Source organism: Micrococcus sp. HMSC067E09, from assembly GCF_001812555.1.
Classification (GTDB): Bacteria; Actinomycetota; Actinomycetes; order Actinomycetales; family Micrococcaceae; genus Micrococcus; species Micrococcus lylae.
This window is the reverse complement of record NZ_KV809433.1, coordinates 16,574-33,456: the sequence shown is the minus strand read 5'-3', so window position 1 is coordinate 33,456 and position 16,883 is coordinate 16,574. Positions and strand designations below refer to the sequence as shown.

Below are 16,883 nucleotides of genomic sequence, written 5' to 3'. Positions count from 1 at the left end.
ATGACCACAGCCGCGGAGACCCCCGCACCCCCACGCGGCGGCCGAGACCTCAAATCCGCCGTCCTCGTGGGGGTCGTGCTGTTGGGCGTCGCCCTGGCCGGCCTGATCCTGTGGGACTGGCTGCTGGCGCTGCTCATGGTGGTGCTGCTGGTCGCCGGCGTCACCGAGGTCGCGAATGCCGTCCGAGGCATCGGCCTGGACGTCCCCAAGCCCCCGCTGTGGATCGCGGCCGTCGCCCTGCCGCTGGCCGCGCTGCTGTGGGGAGTGGAGGCGCTGTTCATCGCCCTGCTGGGGTCGTTGATGCTGGTCTGCCTCTGGACGGAGGCCACTCGCCGCAGACCCACCGGCCAGATCATCCTGGCCGGCGTGTTCGCCGTGATGTGGGCCCCGTTCCTGCTCTCCTTCGGCGTCGCGCTGCTGGACCAGCCGCGCGGCAACTTCATGGTGGCCTGCCTGCTGCTGATGGTGATCGCCAACGACACCTTCGGCTACATCGTGGGCTACCGCTTCGGCAAGAACCCCATCGCGCCGCGCATCAGCCCGAAGAAGTCGTGGGAGGGCCTGGTGGGCTCGCTCCTCGGCGCGGTGCTGGTGGGCGTGGTGGCGGTGCCACTGCTGGTGGGCCAGCCCTGGTGGGTCGGCCTGCTGCTCGGCGTGTTCGCGGTGGTCGCCGCGACCGCCGGCGACTTCTCCGAGTCCATGGTCAAGCGTGAACTCGGAATCAAGGACATGTCCTCCCTGCTGCCGGGCCACGGCGGGGTCATGGACCGCCTGGACTCACTGGTGTTCGCCGCACCGGTGGCCTACACCCTCTTGGCCCTGCCCATCGCCTGAGCGGCGCCCCTGCCCAGGCACCTTCCCCTACGGCCGCCCCAGCGGCCCCTGACACCACAGGAGTGCGGATGTCGAAGAAGTCGCCTGATGACCTGAAGACCACCGTCGACCAGCCCTTCGAGCGCGTGGAGTCCGACGAGATCGGCTATGAGCCCAGCCACGTGGACGCCTTCATGGTGCGTGCCCGCAAGGCCTACGAGGGCGCCGGCGAGCTATCCGTCGAGGACGTCCGCCAGGCCCGCTTCGCCACCGTCAACGGCGGCTACGCCACGGACCAGGTGGACGACGCCCTGGACCGCCTCGAGGACGCCCTGGCGGACTCCGAGCGCGAGGCCTTCGTCTCCGAGCGCGGCGACGAGGACTGGGCCGTGATGCTCACCGAACGCACCGAAGAGCTGCTCGGCCGTGCCGACCGCGCCCCGGGCGAGCGGTTCCGCCGCCCGTCGCGCGCCGATGCCCAGTCCTATGACGTGGACCAGGTGGACGAGTTCTGCGACCGCCTCGCCGAGGCGCTGCGCGCCCCGGAGGGGGAGTCCGAGCTCGATGCGGACGACGTGCGCCGCGCCGCCTTCGCCGCCGCGGAGGGCCGCAAGGGCTACGAGGAGGGCCAGGTCGACGCGTACCTCGACGCGGCCGTGGACGTTCTGCTCCGCCGCGGCTGAGCCGCACACGAACTGTCCGGCAGCCCTACGCGGAGGGCTTCCGGCTGCCTCCGCGCGTGTTGTCAAGTCCTGTCCATGTGACTAGACTCACCCGGAGTCATCGGAGGTGACTGAGGCCACAACCGCGCCCGTGTCACCCGCCCCCGGACGGCGCCGAACACCTCCGGTGCCCGGTCACGAGAGTTGAGGACATGACGCAAGTCGATCTCCCCGCTGAGGCGGACATCCCGCAGTCAGAGCACCGCGAGTACCTGCAGGTGCTGGACGCCCAGGGCGTGCGCAGCGCCGAGCCCGAGTTGGACCCGTGGCTGGAGGACGTCGACGACGACGCCCTCTCCCAGCTGTACCGGGACATGGTCCTGATCCGCCGCCTCGACACCGAGGCCACCCACCTGCAGCGCCAGGGGCAGCTGGCCCTGTGGCCGCCGCTTCTCGGCCAGGAGGCCGCGCAGGCCGGCTCGGCCGCAGCGCTGCGCGAGGACGACTTCGTCTTCCCGTCGTACCGGGAGAACGGCGTCGCCCTGCTCCGCGGCGTGGACGCCCTCGGACTCATCCGCCTGTGGCGCGGCTCCACCTTCTCCGGCTGGGACCCGAAGGCCCACAAGGTGGCCGCCCAGCAGATCATCATCGGCGCGCAGGCTCTGCACGCCACCGGCTACGCCATGGGTGCCGCCATGGACGGGGACAAGTCCGCCACCATCGTCTACTTCGGCGACGGCGCGACCTCCCAGGGCGACGTCAACGAGGCCATGGTGTTCGCCGCCACCTACAAGGCGCCGGTCGTCTTCTTCTGCCAGAACAACCACTGGGCCATCTCCGAGCCGGTGACGCTGCAGTCGCCGCGGCACCTGGCCGACCGCCCGTGGGGCTTCGGCGTCCCGTCCCTGCGGGTGGACGGCAACGACGTGCTCGCCGTGCTGGCCGCGACCCGCCGTGCCGTGGAGCGCGCGGCGAACGGCGGCGGCCCGACCTTCATCGAGGCCGTCACCTACCGCATGGGCCCGCACACCACCGCGGACGACCCGACCCGCTACCGCTCGGACGAGGAGGTCGAGTCCTGGAAGGCCAAGGACCCGATCGACCGCGTGGCCGCCCACCTGCGGGCCAACGGCGTGGACATGGATGCCCTGGAGGCCGAGGCGACGAAGGAGGCCGACGCTCTCGCCGCGGACGTCCGCGCCGCTCTGGAGGTTCTCGAGGAGGCCGGCCCAGACGCCCTGTTCACCGAGGTCTACGCCGAGCCGCACCAGGAGCTCGCCCGCCAGCGCCGGGAGTCCGCGCTGTACCACGCCATGTTCGATGAGGAGGGCCAGGCATGAGCACCGAGAAGATGACCTTCGGCAAGGCGATCAACCGGGCCATGCACCGCGCGATGACGGACGACCCGAAGGTCGTCCTGATGGGCGAGGACATCGGCACCCTCGGCGGCGTCTTCCGCATCACCGACGGCCTGATCGACGAGTTCGGGGCCCAGCGCGTCATGGACACCCCGCTCGCCGAGTCCGGCATCATGGGCACTGCGCTGGGCCTGGCCTACCGCGGCTACCGCCCTGTCGTGGAGATCCAGTTCGACGGCTTCGTGTACCCGGCCTTCGACCAGATCGTGTCGAACCTGGCGAAGATGCGTGCCCGCACCGCCGGCAACGTGCAGCTGCCGGTCACCATCCGCATCCCGTTCGGCGGCGGCATCGGCTCCCCGGAGCACCACTCGGAGTCGCCCGAGGCCTACTTCATGCACACCGCCGGCCTGCGCGTGGTCTCGCCGTCCACCCCGCAGGAGGGCTACGACCTGCTCCGCGCCGCCATCGCCTCGGACGACCCGGTCGTCTACCTCGAGCCGAAGCGCCGCTACCACGACAAGGGCGAGGTCGACCTGGACGCCGAGATCCCGCCGATGGCCCCGGCCAAGATCGTGCGCGAGGGCAAGGACGTCACCCTGGTGGCCTACGGCCCGCTGGTCAAGACCGCCCTGCAGGCCGCCGAGGTGGCCGCGGAGGAGGGCATCGAGATCGAGGTGATCGACCTGCGCTCGATCGCCCCGATGGACTCCGGCCTGGTGGAGTCGTCCGTGCGCCGCACCGGCCGTCTGGTCGTGACCCACGAGGCCGGCCGCTCCGGCGGCGTCGGCGCCGAGCTCGTCGCCACCGTCACCGAGCGCTCCTTCCACTGGCTGGAGTCCCCGCCGGTGCGCGTGACCGGCTTCGACATCCCGTACCCGGCTGCGAAGCTGGAGGACTACCACCTGCCGGACCTGGACCGCATCCTCGACGGCGTGGACCGTGCCATGGGCCGACCCCACTCGCTCGACTCCGTGGACATGTTCGCCGCCCCCGAGACCGCCGCCGACTTCCTGGCCGCCCAGGCCCAGCAGGAGGGAACCCGATGACGAAGAAGATCTTCACGCTCCCCGACCTGGGCGAGGGCCTCACCGAGTCCGACATCACCTCGTGGCGCGTCTCCGTCGGTGACGCGGTCGAGGTGAACCAGGTGCTGGCCGACGTCGAGACCGCCAAGGCCGTCGTCGAGCTCTCCAGCCCCTATGCCGGCACCATCGCCGCGCTGCACGCCGAGGAGGGCGACACGGTGGACGTGGGCGCCCCGGTGGTGACCTTCGACCTCGGCGGCGACGACGGCGGCGACGACGCCCCCGCCTCCGACGGCGCCGAGGAGTCCGGCTCCGGTGACGGCCGCGTCCCCACCCTCGTGGGCTACGGCGCCGCCGCGGAGAAGGGTCGCCCGGCCCGCCGTGCCCGTCGTGGAGTCGGACAGGCCGCTTCGGCCGCCGCCACAGCCTCGGCCCCGGCCGCTCCGACCGAGGCCCCGGCCACGGCGCCCGCAGCCCCGGCCGCTGCCTCCGGCTCCGGCGAGCGTCCGCGCTCCACTCCGCCGGTGCGCCTGTACGCCAAGCAGAACGGCGTGGACCTGGAGACTGTGACCGGCACCGGCGCCCACGGCGTGATCACCCGTGCCGACGTCGAGGCGGCCATCAACGGCGGCTCCGCTGCCGGCCCGGCAGGCCCCGCGTCCGCCGCCGCACCGGCCGCCGCTGCCGCCGTGGGCGCAGCGGCCGGAGCCGTGCGCACCCTCGGCGGTCGCGAGCGCGAGGTGTCCGTCCCGGTCAAGGGTGTCCGCAAGGCCACCGCCGCGGCGATGGTGAACTCCGCGTTCACGGCCCCGCACGTGACCGAATTCCTGCAGGTGGACGTCACCGAGACCATGGAGCTACTCGCCGAGCTCAAGGCCTCCCGCGAGTTCCGCGACGTGAAGCTCACCCCGATGACCCTCACCGCCCGCGCCTGTGTGCTCTGCATGGAGCGCACCCCGGACGTCAATGCCCGCTGGGACGAGGCGGCCGGCGCCATCGTGCAGCAGAACTTCGTGAACCTGGGCTTCGCCGCGGCCACCCCGCGCGGGCTCATGGTCCCGAACGTCAAGGATGCCCAGGCCATGGACCTGCGCGGCCTGGCCGATGCGATCCGCGACCTCACGGACAAGGCCCGAGAGGGCACGCTGGCGCCGGCCGAGCTGACCGGCGGCACCTTCACCCTGACCAATGTGGGCGTGTTCGGCGTGGACGCCGGCACCCCGATCATCAACCCGGGTGAGGGCGCGATCCTCGCCCTCGGCCAGGTCCGGAAGATGCCGTGGGAGCACAAGGGCGAGATCGCCCTGCGCGACGTCATGACGCTCTCCCTGTCCTTCGACCACCGCTTCGTGGACGGCGAGCAGGGCTCCCGTTTCCTCGCGGACGTCGGCGCCATGCTGCGCCGCCCGGGCATGACCCTCGCCATGGTCTGACCCGCACCGACTGCGCTCCATCCCGCGCACCGTCAGAGCGAAGGGCCCCGGAACCGTGTGGTTCCGGGGCCCTTCCGTGTCCGTTCCGGCCCGCCAGGGTCGGGGAGGAAAAGCACGACGACGGCCGCCCGCCCCGCGCTCCCGCCTCACCGGGGTCGGAGGGCGGGGCTCACTCTCCGGTGAGCTCGAGGATCTCCTCGGTGACGATTTCGGCGCGGGCGTTGGAGAAGACCTTCTCCTGGCCGACGACCTCGAAGCCGCGGCGCTTCAGGACCTTCTGGGAGCCGACGTTGTCCGTGGGCACGTGGGCGCGGACCGGGCGCTCTGCGAAGTCGGCGAGGAACTCGTCCACGGCCGCGGTGGTGAGGCCTCGGCCCCAGTATTCGCGGGCGGTCCAGAAGGACAGCTCCGGGATGCCGTCCTCGCGGGAGCAGACGAGGGCTCCGGCGGCGCGGCCCTGTTCGTCCTGGATGGTCTTCACCTGCGTCTTCTCGTCGTTCAGCAGGTGGTCCCAGTGGTAGTCGAACACGCCCCGATCCTTCGGATTGCGCGGGGCGAACGCGGACATCACGTTGGCCTCGTCGTCCTGCTGGTGGGCGAAGAACTCGTCCAGGTCCTCGGGGCGGACATCTCGGAGCGACACGGCGGTGGACCTCTCTGTCACGGTGCGGTCTGCGGTCGCCGTCCGTCGGCACGGACGGGTGCGGCGGGTGCTGATCACGCTACCACCGCGGACCGGGCGCGCAGGGCGCCCCAGGCCATGGCGATCAGGGCCGGGCGGCGGGTGCGGCGGTCCGCGGGGGAGCGGCGCACAGAGCGCGGGGTGGAGTTGAGCAGGCCGAAGACGGCCTGGGCGCGGAAGACGGCGGCGGCCTCGTCCTCGTCCGGGTGGAGGACGCCGATGTGCTCCGCCCAGAGGTCGATGTACGCGCGCTGCACGCGGATCAGGTCCTGGCGCTCCTCGTCCGGCACCGAGCCGAGGTCCCTGTCCTGGACGCGGATGACGTCACGGCGGTGCAGGGCGAAGTCCGTGTGGAACTCGACGAGCGCCTCGAGGGCGTGCTCGCCGGGGCGGCGGCCGGCCACGGCGGCGCGGCCTCCGTCCAGCAGGCCGTGGGAGGCGCTCTCCAGGATCTGCGTCAGCACGGCGGCCTTGCCGCGGAAGTGGCGGTAGATGCCCGGGCCGGAGATGCCGCAGGCCGCGCCGATGTCCTCCAGGCGGACGGACTCGAAGCCGCGCTCGGCGAAGAGCCTCGCGGCGGCGTCGAGCAGGTCCTGGCGTCGCTGGGCCTTGGCCGCCTCCCGGGCGGTGACGGGCTCGGCGACGCTGGAGCTGCGGGGCGTGGGCATGCGGACCATCGTAACGGGCACGTCGGCGCGGCCCGGCGGGCGACGGTCGGGCGGTCCGGCGGTCCTCACGGGCCCGGCGCCCGGCATGCTGTGATGTGGACGACATGGGCATCGGGACAGTAGACTCGACCCTGGTCTTCCAGTTAATCGCAATTCACTGAGTTGGAGGTCGGGCATGTCCGTCCTGTCCACGCGCGCCGTCCCCGAGTCCGCGGAGTTCGCGGACAACGTGGCCGGTCACGCCGAGCTCGAGAAGAGCCTGCGCGAGATCGTCGCGCGCACGGCCCTCGGCGGCAGCGAGAAGTCCCGTCAGCGCCACGTCTCCCGCGGCAAGCTGCTGCCCCGCGAGCGCGTGGACCTGCTGCTGGACGAGGGCTCGCCGTTCATGGAGGTCGGGGCGCTGGCCGCCCACGGCATGTACGACGGCGACTCCCCGGGGGCCGGCATGGTCGCCGGCATCGGCCTGGTGCACGGCCGGACCGTGATGGTCGTCGCCAACGACGCCACCGTCAAGGGCGGCACGTACTACCCGATGACCGTGAAGAAGCACCTGCGCGCCCAGGAGATCGCCCTCGAGAACGCGCTGCCCTGCGTGTACCTGGTGGACTCCGGCGGCGCCTTCCTGCCCCGTCAGGACGAGGTCTTCCCGGACCGCGAGCACTTCGGCCGCATCTTCCGCAACCAGGCGCTGCTGTCCTCGAAGGGCATCCCGCAGATCGCTGCGGTGTGCGGTTCCTCCACTGCCGGCGGCGCCTATGTGCCGGCCATGTGCGACGAGACCGTGATCGTCCGCAACCAGGGCACGATCTTCCTCGGCGGCCCGCCGCTGGTGAAGGCCGCGATCGGCGAGGACGTCACCGCCGAGGAGCTCGGCGGCGGCCGGCTGCACGCCGAGGTCTCCGGCGTGGCCGACCACCTGGCGGACGACGACACCCACGCGATGCAGATCCTCCGGGACATCGTGGCGACCCTGCCCCGCCCGAACGAGCCGGCCTGGACCGTGGTGGACCCTGTCGAGCCCGCCGTGGACCCGGAGCAGCTCACCGGCGTCGTCCCCGTGGACGTCAACGCGGCCTATGACGTGCACGAGGTCATCGCACGGATCGTGGACGGCTCCGAGTTCCACGAGTTCAAGGCCGGCTACGGCACCACTCTGGTCACCGGCTTCGCCCGGATCGACGGTCACCCGGTGGGCATCGTGGCGAACAACGGCATCCTCTTCGGCGAGTCCGCCCGCAAGGGCGCGCACTTCGTGGAGCTCTGCGACCAGCGCGGCGTGCCGCTGCTGTTCCTGCAGAACATCTCCGGCTTCATGGTCGGCCGGGACGCGGAGGCCGGCGGCATCGCCCGCGACGGCGCCAAGATGGTCACCGCCGTGTCCACCTGCCGGGTGCCCAAGCTGACCGTGGTGATCGGCGGCTCCTTCGGTGCCGGCAACTACGCGATGTGCGGCCGCGCCTACTCGCCGCGCTTCCTGTGGATGTGGCCGAACGCCCGCATCTCCGTCATGGGCGGCACCCAGGCGGCCTCCGTGCTCACCCAGATCAAGCAGGACGCCCGCGAGAAGGCCGGGGAGGAGCTGATGAGCGCCGAGGAGTCCGAGGCCTTCGCCGCCCCCATCCGCGCCCAGTACGAGGACCAGGGCAACCCCCTGTACTCCACCGCCCGCCTGTGGGACGACGGCATCATCACCCCGGGCCAGACCCGCCGCGTGCTGGCCATGGCCCTCGACGTCGTCTCCCGCCAGCCCCTGCCGGACACCCAGTTCGGCCTGTTCAGGATGTGATGCCCGTGTCCGAGAAGCTCTTCGACACCGTCCTGGTGGCCAACCGCGGCGAGATCGCGGTCCGCGTCATCACCACCCTGCAGCGCCTGGGCATCCGTGCCGTCGCCGTCTACTCGGATGCGGACGCGGACGCCGCCCACGTGCGCCTGGCGGACGAGGCCGTGCGGCTCGGCCCCGCCCCGGCCCGCGAGTCCTACCTGGACATCGACGCCGTGGTGGCGGCGTGCAGGGCCACCGGCGCCCAGGCCGTCCACCCCGGCTACGGCTTCCTCTCCGAGAACGCGGACTTCGCCCGTGCCCTCGATGCCGCCGGCGTGGTCTTCATCGGCCCGCCGGTGTCCTCCCTGGACGCCATGGCGGACAAGATCCGCGCCAAGGAGACCGTCTCCGCCTACGGGGTGCCCGTGGTCCCGGGCATCGCGGACCCGGCCCTCACCGACGAGCAGATCATCGCCCGGGTGGACGAGGTCGGTTTCCCGCTGCTGATCAAGCCGTCCGCCGGCGGTGGCGGCAAGGGCATGTTCGCCGTCCACTCCAAGGACGAGCTGCCCGGCGCCCTGGCCTCGGCCCGCCGCACCGCGTCCAACGCGTTCGGCGACGACACCCTGCTGCTCGAGCGCCTCATCACCTCCCCACGTCACATCGAGGTGCAGGTCTTCGCGGACTCGCTCGGCACCACCGTGCATCTGGCCGAGCGCGAGTGCTCCCTGCAGCGCCGCCATCAGAAGGTCATCGAGGAGGCACCGGCCCCGCTGCTCACCGCCCACGCAGACGGCGAGGCCCTGCGCGCCCGCCTCGGTGACGCCGCCGTGCAGGCCGCCACCTCCGTCGGCTACGTGGGCGCCGGCACCGTCGAGTTCCTCGTCTCGGACGACAACCCGGACGAGTTCTTCTTCATGGAGATGAACACCCGCCTCCAGGTGGAGCACCCGGTCTCCGAGGAGGTCGTCCGGGTCCGTGGCGAGCAGCAGGACTTCGTCGAGCTGCAGGTCCGCGTCGCCGCCGGCGAGCCGCTCGGCTTCGTCCAGGAGGACGTGACCGTCGAGGGCGCGGCCGTCGAGGCCCGCGTCTACGCAGAGGACCCGGCGAACGGCTTCCTGCCGTCCACCGGGCAGGTGCTCACCTTCGTGGCCCCGCAGGGCGAGGGCGTCCGCGTGGACTCCCTGATGCATGTGGAGGACCCGGACTCCCAGCCCGAGGTCACCGGCTTCTACGACCCGATGATCGCCAAGGTCATCACCCGCGGCGCCGACCGTGCCGAGGCCATGGAGCGCCTCGACGCGGCCCTGAAGGACACCGTCCTCACCGGCGTCACCTCCAACCTCGCCTGGCTGCGCCACCTGGCGGCACTGCCCGAGGTGCGGCAGGGCCGCCTGACCACCACGATGATCGACGGCATGGACGAGTGGTCCGCCCCCGAGCTGGACGCGGACACCCTCGCCGCCGCGGCCGGCGCGCTCGCCGAGGTGGACGTGGACACCGCCCACGAGGGCGCGGCGAGGCAGACCTTCGCCCGTCCCCGCGGCGGCCACGGCGCCTGGGCCGCGGGCGACGCCTGGCGCTCCGTCGGCGCCCCGGCCCCGACCCTGTCCGTCGAGGTCGACGGCGTCCGCCACAGCATCAGCCCGGTGCCCGTCGTCGCCGAGGAGGCGGACGAGCACGGCGCGGCCACGGACGCCCCGGAGCCGGCCGTGGACGCCGCGGAGATCCTGGTGCACCCGGCCGACCCGCGCACCGCCTGGGTCCGCCGTGACGGGTTCACCTGGCGAGTCCACCGCCAGACCCGCGCCGAGCGCCTCGAGTCCGCCCGCTCCGCCGCGGCCGCCCGCCTCGTCCCGGGGGGCGCCGGCTCCCCGGAGGCCCGGACCCCGATGCCGGGCACCGTGGTGGCCGTGCACGTGGCCACCGGCGACCGCGTGGAGGCCGGTGCGCACCTGGCTGACGTCGAGGCCATGAAGATGGAGCACCCCATCACCGCTGCTCTCGCCGGCACCGTGACCGTCCACGTGTCCCAGGGCGACTCCGTCCCGGCCCAGGGCCTCGTGGCCACCGTCGAGCCGGACGCCGCCGAGGCCCCGGCCCAGGACGCCTGACCCGACCGGGACGGTCCGCGGCCCCGCCGTCGCGGACCGTCCTGCCACCAGCACACCCCATCGACCAGACCGACCCGGCGCCCCGGCGCCGCACGGACGAGAAGAACAAGGAGCAGCCCCATGGCCAGCCCGAACCATCGCACCCTGCCCGCCCTGGACGAGGACTACCAGGCCCTCTCCGACACCGTCCGCGAGTTCGCGGACGAGGTCGTCGCCCCGGTCTCCGCCGAGCTCGACGAGAAGCACGAGTTCCCGTACGAGATCGTCGCCCAGATGGGCGAGATGGGCCTGTTCGGCCTGCCGTTCTCCGAGGAGTACGGCGGCATGGGCGGCGACTACTTCGCCCTGGCCCTCGCGCTCGAGCAGCTCGGCCGCGTGAACCAGTCCGTGGCCATCACCCTCGAGGCCGGCGTGTCCCTCGGTGCCATGCCGCTGTACAAGTTCGGCACCGACGAGCAGAAGCAGACGTGGCTGCCGGACCTCGTGGCCGGCAAGCGCCTGGCCGGCTTCGGCCTCACCGAGCCGAACGCCGGCTCGGACGCGGGCGGCACCCAGACCACCGCGAAGCTGGAGGACGGCAGCTGGCGCATCAACGGCGCCAAGGAGTTCATCACCAACTCCGGCACCGACATCACCTCGCTGGTGACCGTCACCGCCGTCACCGGCACCGTCGAGGGCAAGACCGGCCCGGACGGCAAGCCGGTCAAGGAGATCTCCACGATCATCGTCCCGTCGGACACCGAGGGCTTCACCGCGGCCAAGGCCTACAACAAGGTCGGCTGGAACTCCTCGGACACCCACCCGCTGCACTTCTCCGACGCCGTCGTGCCGGAGGAGAACCTGCTGGGCACCCGCGGCCGCGGTTTCGCGAACTTCCTGTCCATCCTGGATGAGGGCCGCATCGCCATCGCCGCGCTCGCCACCGGCGCCGCCCAGGGATGTGTGGACGAGTCCATCGCGTATGCGAAGACCCGCACCGCCTTCGGCCGGAACATCGGCTCCTACCAGGCCGTGTCCTTCAAGATCGCCCGCATGCAGGCCCGCGCCCACGCCGCCCGCCTGGCCTACTACGAGGCCGCGCAGAAGATGCTGGCCGGCAAGCCGTTCAAGACCGAGGCCGCCATGGCCAAGCTGATCGCCGGCGAGGCCGCCATGGACAACGCCCGCGACGCGACCCAGGTGTTCGGCGGCTACGGCTTCATGAACGAGTCCCTGGTGGCCCGCCACTACCGAGACTCGAAGATCCTCGAGGTCGGCGAGGGCACCACCGAGGTGCAGCTGATGCTGATCGCCCGCGAGCTGGGCCTCTGACGTGGCCGAGCAGATGAAGCACGACGACGGCCGCCCGGCTGCCGAGGACCCCTCGCCCACGGCGGAGGGCACTGAGGGCGCCCGGGGCGCCGGGAGCGCCCCGGCCGGGCCCGAGGTGATCGAGCAGCGTGGCCGCTACGCGGACGAGATGGCGGTCGGCCAGGTGTACCTGCACCGTCCGGGCCGCACGCTCACCGAGGCGGACAACGTCCTGTTCACCACGCTGACCATGAACCCGCAGGCGCTGCACCTGGACCACGCGTTCGCGCAGTCGCAGCCGTTCGGCAAGCCGCTGATGAACTCGATGCTGACGCTGTCCACGCTGATCGGCCTGTCCGTGGGGCAGACCACGCAGGGAACGCTCGTGGCGCAGCTGGGGCTGGGGGAGATCTCCTTCCCGCACCCGGTCTTCCCCGGGGACACCCTGTACGCCCGCTCCACCGTGACGGCGATCCGCGAGTCCTCCTCGCGTCCCGGACAGCGGATCGTGACCTTCGACCTCGAGGGGACGAACCAGGACGGCACGGTCGTGGCCAAGGCCCAGCGCACCTGCCTGATGTGGACACGGCAGGCGCACTGCGCCACCGAGTCCGACGCCTGAGCGCACGGGGCGCCGCCCGGAAGCCGGGCGGCGCCCCGCCTCCTGCCCTCCCACCGACCTCTGCGAAGGAGCAGACCGATGACCGAGATCGCCGCGAAGGCCTGCACCCTGGGCCCGGCCGTCATGTTCACCCCGGCGGACCGCCCGGAGCGGTACGCCAAGGCCCTGGATCGCGCGGACGCGGTGATCCTGGACCTCGAGGACGCCGTCACCGCGGCGGACCGTCCCGCCGCCCGCGAGGCCGTGGCCGCAGCGTGGACCGAGCGGGCGTCCCAGGGCATCGACGCGGACCGCGTGGTGGTCCGCGTGAACCCGGTGGACACCGAGGACCACGCCGCGGACGTGGCCATGCTGAAGGAGACCGGCTGGCGGACCCTCATGCTCGCCAAGGCCGAGTCCGCCGCCCAGGTGGACCGTCTGGTGGAGGCGCTGGGGGAGGACACCCGGGTGGTGGCCCTCTGTGAGACCGCCCGGGGCGTGCTCGCCGCCGCCGAGCTGGCCGCACACCCGCACGTGACCGCCCTGATGTGGGGAGCCGAGGACCTTGTGGCCTCCATGGGAGGCACGTCCTCCCGCACCGTGGACGGCGCCTACCGTCAGACGGTGGCCCACGCCCGCTCCACCGTGTTGCTGGCCGCGGCCGCGCACGGCGCCGCCGCCTGGGACGCGGTCTACCTGAACCTCAAGGACCCGGACGGCCTGGCCGCCGAGGTCGAGGACGCCGTGGCCGTCGGCTGCCGCGCCACCGTGTGCCTGCACCCGAACCAGGTGGCCGTCGTCCGCCAGGGCTACCGTCCCACTCACGAGCAGGTCGCCCGTGCCGAGGCGATCCTCGCCGAGGCGCGGAACCACCCGGGCGCCTTCGCGTTCGACGGCGGCATGGTGGACGAGGTCGTCCTCGCCCAGGCCCGTATCACGCTGGCCCGCGCCGGCCGCTGAGGCCCGGCAACGCCCCTGGTGGGTGCCGTGAGGGTGGGGCACGTCACGACGGCGTCACATGAATACATATTCTTGACTCGGGAAATGGGGTATTTCAGGATGACCGTGATCCGGGTCACATGAACCGGAGGCTCGCACACCTTTGGAGGAGCACCCTCATGGCCCCACCTGACACCGCAGCGTCCGCCCCCACGCCGGCCCAGTTCCGTGCCGCCCAGAGTTCAGAGGAGTTCGGCGAGCTGCGCCGCACGCACCGCAGCTTCGTCTGGCCGATGACCGTGGCCTTCCTGGTCTGGTACGTCCTCTTCGTGGTGCTCGGCGCCTTCTTCCACGACGTCATGTCCATCCGCCTGATCGGCAACATCAACCTGGGACTGGTCCTGGGCCTGCTTCAGTTCGTCAGCACGTTCGCCATCACCGCGGCCTACGTGCAGTTCGCCAACAAGAAGCTCGACCCGCGCGCCGCCGCGATGCGCGAGCGGCTCGAGGCCGAGGCCGGCGACGGCCGCCACGGTGAGGAGGAGATCCGATGAGCACCGTCATGCCCCTGCTCGCCGGCGAGACCGTCGGCACCCCGTGGGTGAACATGCTGATCTTCGGCATCTTCGTCGCCGGCACCCTCGTGATCGTCCTGCGGGCGTCGAAGAACACCGCCACCGCGGCGGACTACTACGCCGGCGGACGTGCCTTCACCGGCACCCAGAACGGCACCGCGATCGCCGGCGACTACCTGTCCGCCGCGTCCTTCCTGGGCATCGTGGGAGCCATCGCCCTCTACGGCTACGACGGATTCCTCTACTCCATCGGCTTCCTCGTCGCCTGGCTGGTCGCCCTGCTGCTCGTGGCCGAGCCGCTGCGCAACACCGGCAAGTTCACGATGGCCGACGTGCTCTCCTTCCGCCTGCGCCAGCGCCCGGTGCGCATCGCGGCGTCCCTGAACACCCTGGCCGTCTGCCTGTTCTACCTGCTGGCCCAGATGGCCGGCGCGGGCGCCCTCGTCTCGCTGCTGCTGGGCATCGACTCGAAGCTCGGCCAGTCCCTGGTCATCGTCATCGTCGGCGCGCTGATGATCCTCTACGTGCTGGTCGGAGGCATGAAGGGCACCACCTGGGTGCAGATCATCAAGGCGATCCTGCTGGTCACCTCGGTGATCGTCATGACCGTCTGGGTCATGGCCCTGTTCGGGTTCAACCTCTCCGCGCTGCTCGGCGGCGCCGTGGACGGCCATGGTGGCGACGAGGCCATCCTGGATCCGGGCCTGCAGTACGGCGCCTCGGCCGTGTCCCAGCTGGACTTCGTCTCCCTGGGCCTGGCGCTGGTGCTCGGCACGGCCGGCCTGCCCCACGTGCTGATGCGCTTCTACACGGTCCCCACCGCCAAGGAGGCCCGCAAGTCCGTGGTCTGGGCGATCATCCTGATCGGCCTGTTCTACCTGTGCACCCTGGTGCTCGGCTACGGCGCCGCCGCCATGATCGGTCCGGAGCGCATCTCCGCGGCCCCGGGCGGCCAGAACTCCGCGGCCCCGCTGCTGGCCTTCGAGCTCGGCGGCTCCCTGCTGCTCGGCATCGTCTCGGCCGTGGCGTTCGCAACGATCCTTGCGGTGGTCGCCGGTCTGACCATCACCGCCGCGGCCTCCTTCGCCCATGACATCTACTCCTCGGTGATCGCCAAGGAGCATGTGAGCCCGGAGAAGGAGGTGAAGATCGCCCGCCGCACCGTGCTGGTGATCGGTGTGCTCTCGATCCTCGGCGGCATCGGAGCCCAGGGGCAGAACGTCGCCTTCCTCGTGGCGCTCGCCTTCGCCGTGGCCGCCTCGGCGAACCTGCCGACCATCGTGTACTCGCTGTTCTGGAGGGGCTTCACCACCCGCGGCGCCCTGTGGTCCATGTACGGCGGCCTGATCACGGCCCTGGTGCTGATCGTCCTCTCGCCGGTGATGTCCGGCTCGGAGACCTCGATGATCCCGGGTGCCGACTTCGCGGTCTTCCCGCTGAAGAACCCGGGCATCATCTCGATTCCGCTGGCCTTCTTCCTCGGCTGGCTCGGCTCCGTGACGGAGAAGCGCACCGAGGATCCGGCCAAGCAGGCCGAGATGGAGGTCCGCTCCCTCACCGGCGTCGGTGCCGAGAAGCCGGTCGACCACTGATCGCCTGACCGGGCCCACGCCCGCCACGACCCGCGGGGTCGGACCGTCACGGTCCGGCCCCGCGGGTCGTGCCAGGAAGGATCCGTAGGATGGCCGGGTGAGCATCGCCGACGTCTCCTCCGCAGCCGCCCCGTCCGCCTCCGCCTCCGCCGAGGGGGCGTCCGCCGCGTCCGTGCCGGCCTTGCGCCGGGTGGCACTGGTGGGCTCGACCGGGTCGATCGGCACGCAGGGCCTGGAGGTGATCGCCGCAGCCCCGGAGCGCTTCGCCGCCGTCGCGCTCGCCGCGGGCACGAATGTGCAGCTGCTGGCCGAACAGGCCGTGGCCACCGGCGCGGAGGCCGTCGGTGCGGCGTCCGCCACCGAGGAGCAGGTGCGCTCCGCGCTGGCCGCGGCCGCCGCCCGGGCCGGTGCCCCCGTTCCGGACCCCGAGGTGTTCGTCGGGCCCGAGGCCGCCGAGCGGATCGCCGCCTGGCCCGGCGCGGACACCGTGCTCAACGGCATGACGGGCTCCATCGGCCTGCGGCCCACCCTGGCCGCCCTGCACGCAGGCCACCGCCTGGCCCTGGCCAACAAGGAGTCCCTGATCGTCGGCGGCGCGCTGGTGAAGCAGGCCGCCGCGCCCGGGCAGATCGTCCCGGTGGACTCCGAGCACTCCGCCCTGGCCCAGGCGCTGCTGGGCGGCACCCCCGCCGAGGTCCACCGCCTGGTGCTCACCGCCTCCGGCGGCCCGTTCCGCGGCCGCACCCGCGCCGAACTCGAGCACGTGACCCCCGCCGAGGCGCTGGCCCACCCGACCTGGGACATGGGCCGGGTGGTCACCACCAACTCCGCCTCCATGGTGAACAAGGCGCTCGAGGTGATCGAGGCCCACCTGCTCTTCGACGTGCCGCTGGAGAAGATCGACGTGGTGGTCCACCCGCAGTCCGTGGTGCACTCCATGGTCGAGTTCGTGGACGGCTCCACCCTCGCCCAGGCCTCCCCGCCGGACATGCGTCTGCCGATCGCGCTCGGCATGGGCTGGCCCCACCGGGTGCCCGGAGCCGCCTGCGGCTGCGACTGGACACAGGCGACCTCCTGGACGTTCGAGCCGCTCGACGAGGAGGCGTTCCCGGCCGTCGCCGCCGCGAAGGCCGCCGCCGCGGCCTCGCCCACCCACATGGCCGTGTTCAACGCGGCGAACGAGGAGGCCGTGGACGCCTTCCACGACGGGCTGCTCTCCTTCCCCGCGATCGTGGACACCGTCCGCGCCGTGGTGGACTCCTACGACCCCGCCGCCGTCCCTGGCGTGGGGGAGGAGCTCACCGTGGAGTCCGTGCTGGCGGCCGAGGCGTGGGCCCGCGAGGCCGCGCGCGGACGGTGGTGA

At 72.1% G+C, this 16,883-nt stretch carries 15 protein-coding genes; 13 read left to right on the top strand and 2 right to left on the bottom strand.

The window, feature by feature from the left end; translation table 11 throughout:
* The 5 genes from HMPREF2863_RS04950 (at position 1) to HMPREF2863_RS04930 (ending at position 5,294) form a co-directional block, all read left to right on the top strand.
* On the top strand, positions 1-834 hold the full coding sequence (locus tag HMPREF2863_RS04950; RefSeq protein WP_070638466.1) for a phosphatidate cytidylyltransferase: 834 nt from the start codon (positions 1-3) through the stop codon (positions 832-834).
* 68 nt (positions 835-902) lie between these two features.
* Positions 903-1,496 carry a DivIVA domain-containing protein gene (locus tag HMPREF2863_RS04945; protein WP_070638463.1) on the top strand — a complete coding sequence of 198 codons (594 nt, stop codon included), beginning with the start codon at positions 903-905 and terminating at the stop codon, positions 1,494-1,496.
* Positions 1,497-1,687: 191 nt separating this feature from the next.
* Positions 1,688-2,815, top strand: a complete 1,128-nt coding sequence (pdhA, locus tag HMPREF2863_RS04940; RefSeq protein WP_067189787.1) for a pyruvate dehydrogenase (acetyl-transferring) E1 component subunit alpha — start codon at positions 1,688-1,690, stop codon at positions 2,813-2,815.
* Positions 2,812-3,882 carry an alpha-ketoacid dehydrogenase subunit beta gene (locus HMPREF2863_RS04935; protein ID WP_067189789.1) on the top strand — a complete coding sequence of 357 codons (1,071 nt, stop codon included), beginning with the start codon at positions 2,812-2,814 and terminating at the stop codon, positions 3,880-3,882. Before pdhA ends, HMPREF2863_RS04935 begins: the two co-directional genes overlap by 4 nt.
* Positions 3,879-5,294 carry a dihydrolipoamide acetyltransferase family protein gene (locus tag HMPREF2863_RS04930; RefSeq protein ID WP_070638460.1) on the top strand — a complete coding sequence of 472 codons (1,416 nt, stop codon included), beginning with the start codon at positions 3,879-3,881 and terminating at the stop codon, positions 5,292-5,294. Before HMPREF2863_RS04935 ends, HMPREF2863_RS04930 begins: the two co-directional genes overlap by 4 nt.
* A 169-nt stretch (positions 5,295-5,463) precedes the next feature.
* On the opposite strand, the gene HMPREF2863_RS04925 is transcribed toward HMPREF2863_RS04930, so the two are convergent.
* Together HMPREF2863_RS04925 and HMPREF2863_RS04920 are read right to left on the bottom strand one after the other, a co-directional pair.
* Entirely contained in the window at positions 5,464-5,937 is a 474-nt protein-coding gene (locus HMPREF2863_RS04925) for a GNAT family N-acetyltransferase (protein ID WP_082739721.1), read from the bottom strand.
* Between the two features lie 74 nt (positions 5,938-6,011).
* Positions 6,012-6,644 carry a TetR/AcrR family transcriptional regulator gene (locus tag HMPREF2863_RS04920; RefSeq protein ID WP_067189792.1) on the bottom strand — a complete coding sequence of 211 codons (633 nt, stop codon included), beginning with the start codon at positions 6,642-6,644 and terminating at the stop codon, positions 6,012-6,014.
* A 175-nt stretch (positions 6,645-6,819) separates the two neighbouring features.
* Between HMPREF2863_RS04920 and HMPREF2863_RS04915 the strand changes: the two genes are divergently transcribed.
* The 8 genes from HMPREF2863_RS04915 to dxr all read left to right on the top strand — a co-directional run bounded on the left by HMPREF2863_RS04915 (position 6,820) and on the right by dxr (position 16,883).
* Positions 6,820-8,430, top strand: a complete 1,611-nt coding sequence (locus tag HMPREF2863_RS04915) for a carboxyl transferase domain-containing protein (RefSeq protein WP_067189794.1) — start codon at positions 6,820-6,822, stop codon at positions 8,428-8,430.
* Positions 8,430-10,523: an ATP-binding protein gene (locus HMPREF2863_RS04910; RefSeq protein ID WP_070638457.1), complete on the top strand. Its 2,094-nt coding sequence runs from the start codon at positions 8,430-8,432 to the stop codon at positions 10,521-10,523. The genes HMPREF2863_RS04915 and HMPREF2863_RS04910 overlap by 1 nt, the downstream gene beginning before the upstream one ends.
* Before the next feature lie 120 nt (positions 10,524-10,643).
* Positions 10,644-11,834, top strand: coding sequence for an acyl-CoA dehydrogenase family protein (locus HMPREF2863_RS04905; protein ID WP_070638454.1), 1,191 nt, complete (start codon positions 10,644-10,646; stop codon positions 11,832-11,834).
* A gap of 1 nt (position 11,835) precedes the next feature.
* Positions 11,836-12,435 carry a MaoC family dehydratase gene (locus HMPREF2863_RS04900; protein ID WP_371327619.1) on the top strand — a complete coding sequence of 200 codons (600 nt, stop codon included), beginning with the start codon at positions 11,836-11,838 and terminating at the stop codon, positions 12,433-12,435.
* 78 nt (positions 12,436-12,513) lie between these two features.
* A complete protein-coding gene (locus HMPREF2863_RS04895) occupies positions 12,514-13,374 on the top strand; it encodes an HpcH/HpaI aldolase/citrate lyase family protein (protein ID WP_067189800.1) in 861 nt (286 codons plus the stop codon).
* A 158-nt stretch (positions 13,375-13,532) separates the two neighbouring features.
* Positions 13,533-13,907 (top strand): DUF485 domain-containing protein, encoded by a 375-nt coding sequence (locus tag HMPREF2863_RS04890; protein ID WP_070638451.1) that lies wholly within the window; start codon positions 13,533-13,535, stop codon positions 13,905-13,907.
* Positions 13,904-15,520 carry a solute symporter family protein gene (locus HMPREF2863_RS04885; protein WP_070638449.1) on the top strand — a complete coding sequence of 539 codons (1,617 nt, stop codon included), beginning with the start codon at positions 13,904-13,906 and terminating at the stop codon, positions 15,518-15,520. Before HMPREF2863_RS04890 ends, HMPREF2863_RS04885 begins: the two co-directional genes overlap by 4 nt.
* A gap of 172 nt (positions 15,521-15,692) precedes the next feature.
* Positions 15,693-16,883 (top strand): 1-deoxy-D-xylulose-5-phosphate reductoisomerase, encoded by a 1,191-nt coding sequence (gene dxr / locus HMPREF2863_RS04880; protein WP_087133666.1) that lies wholly within the window; start codon positions 15,693-15,695, stop codon positions 16,881-16,883.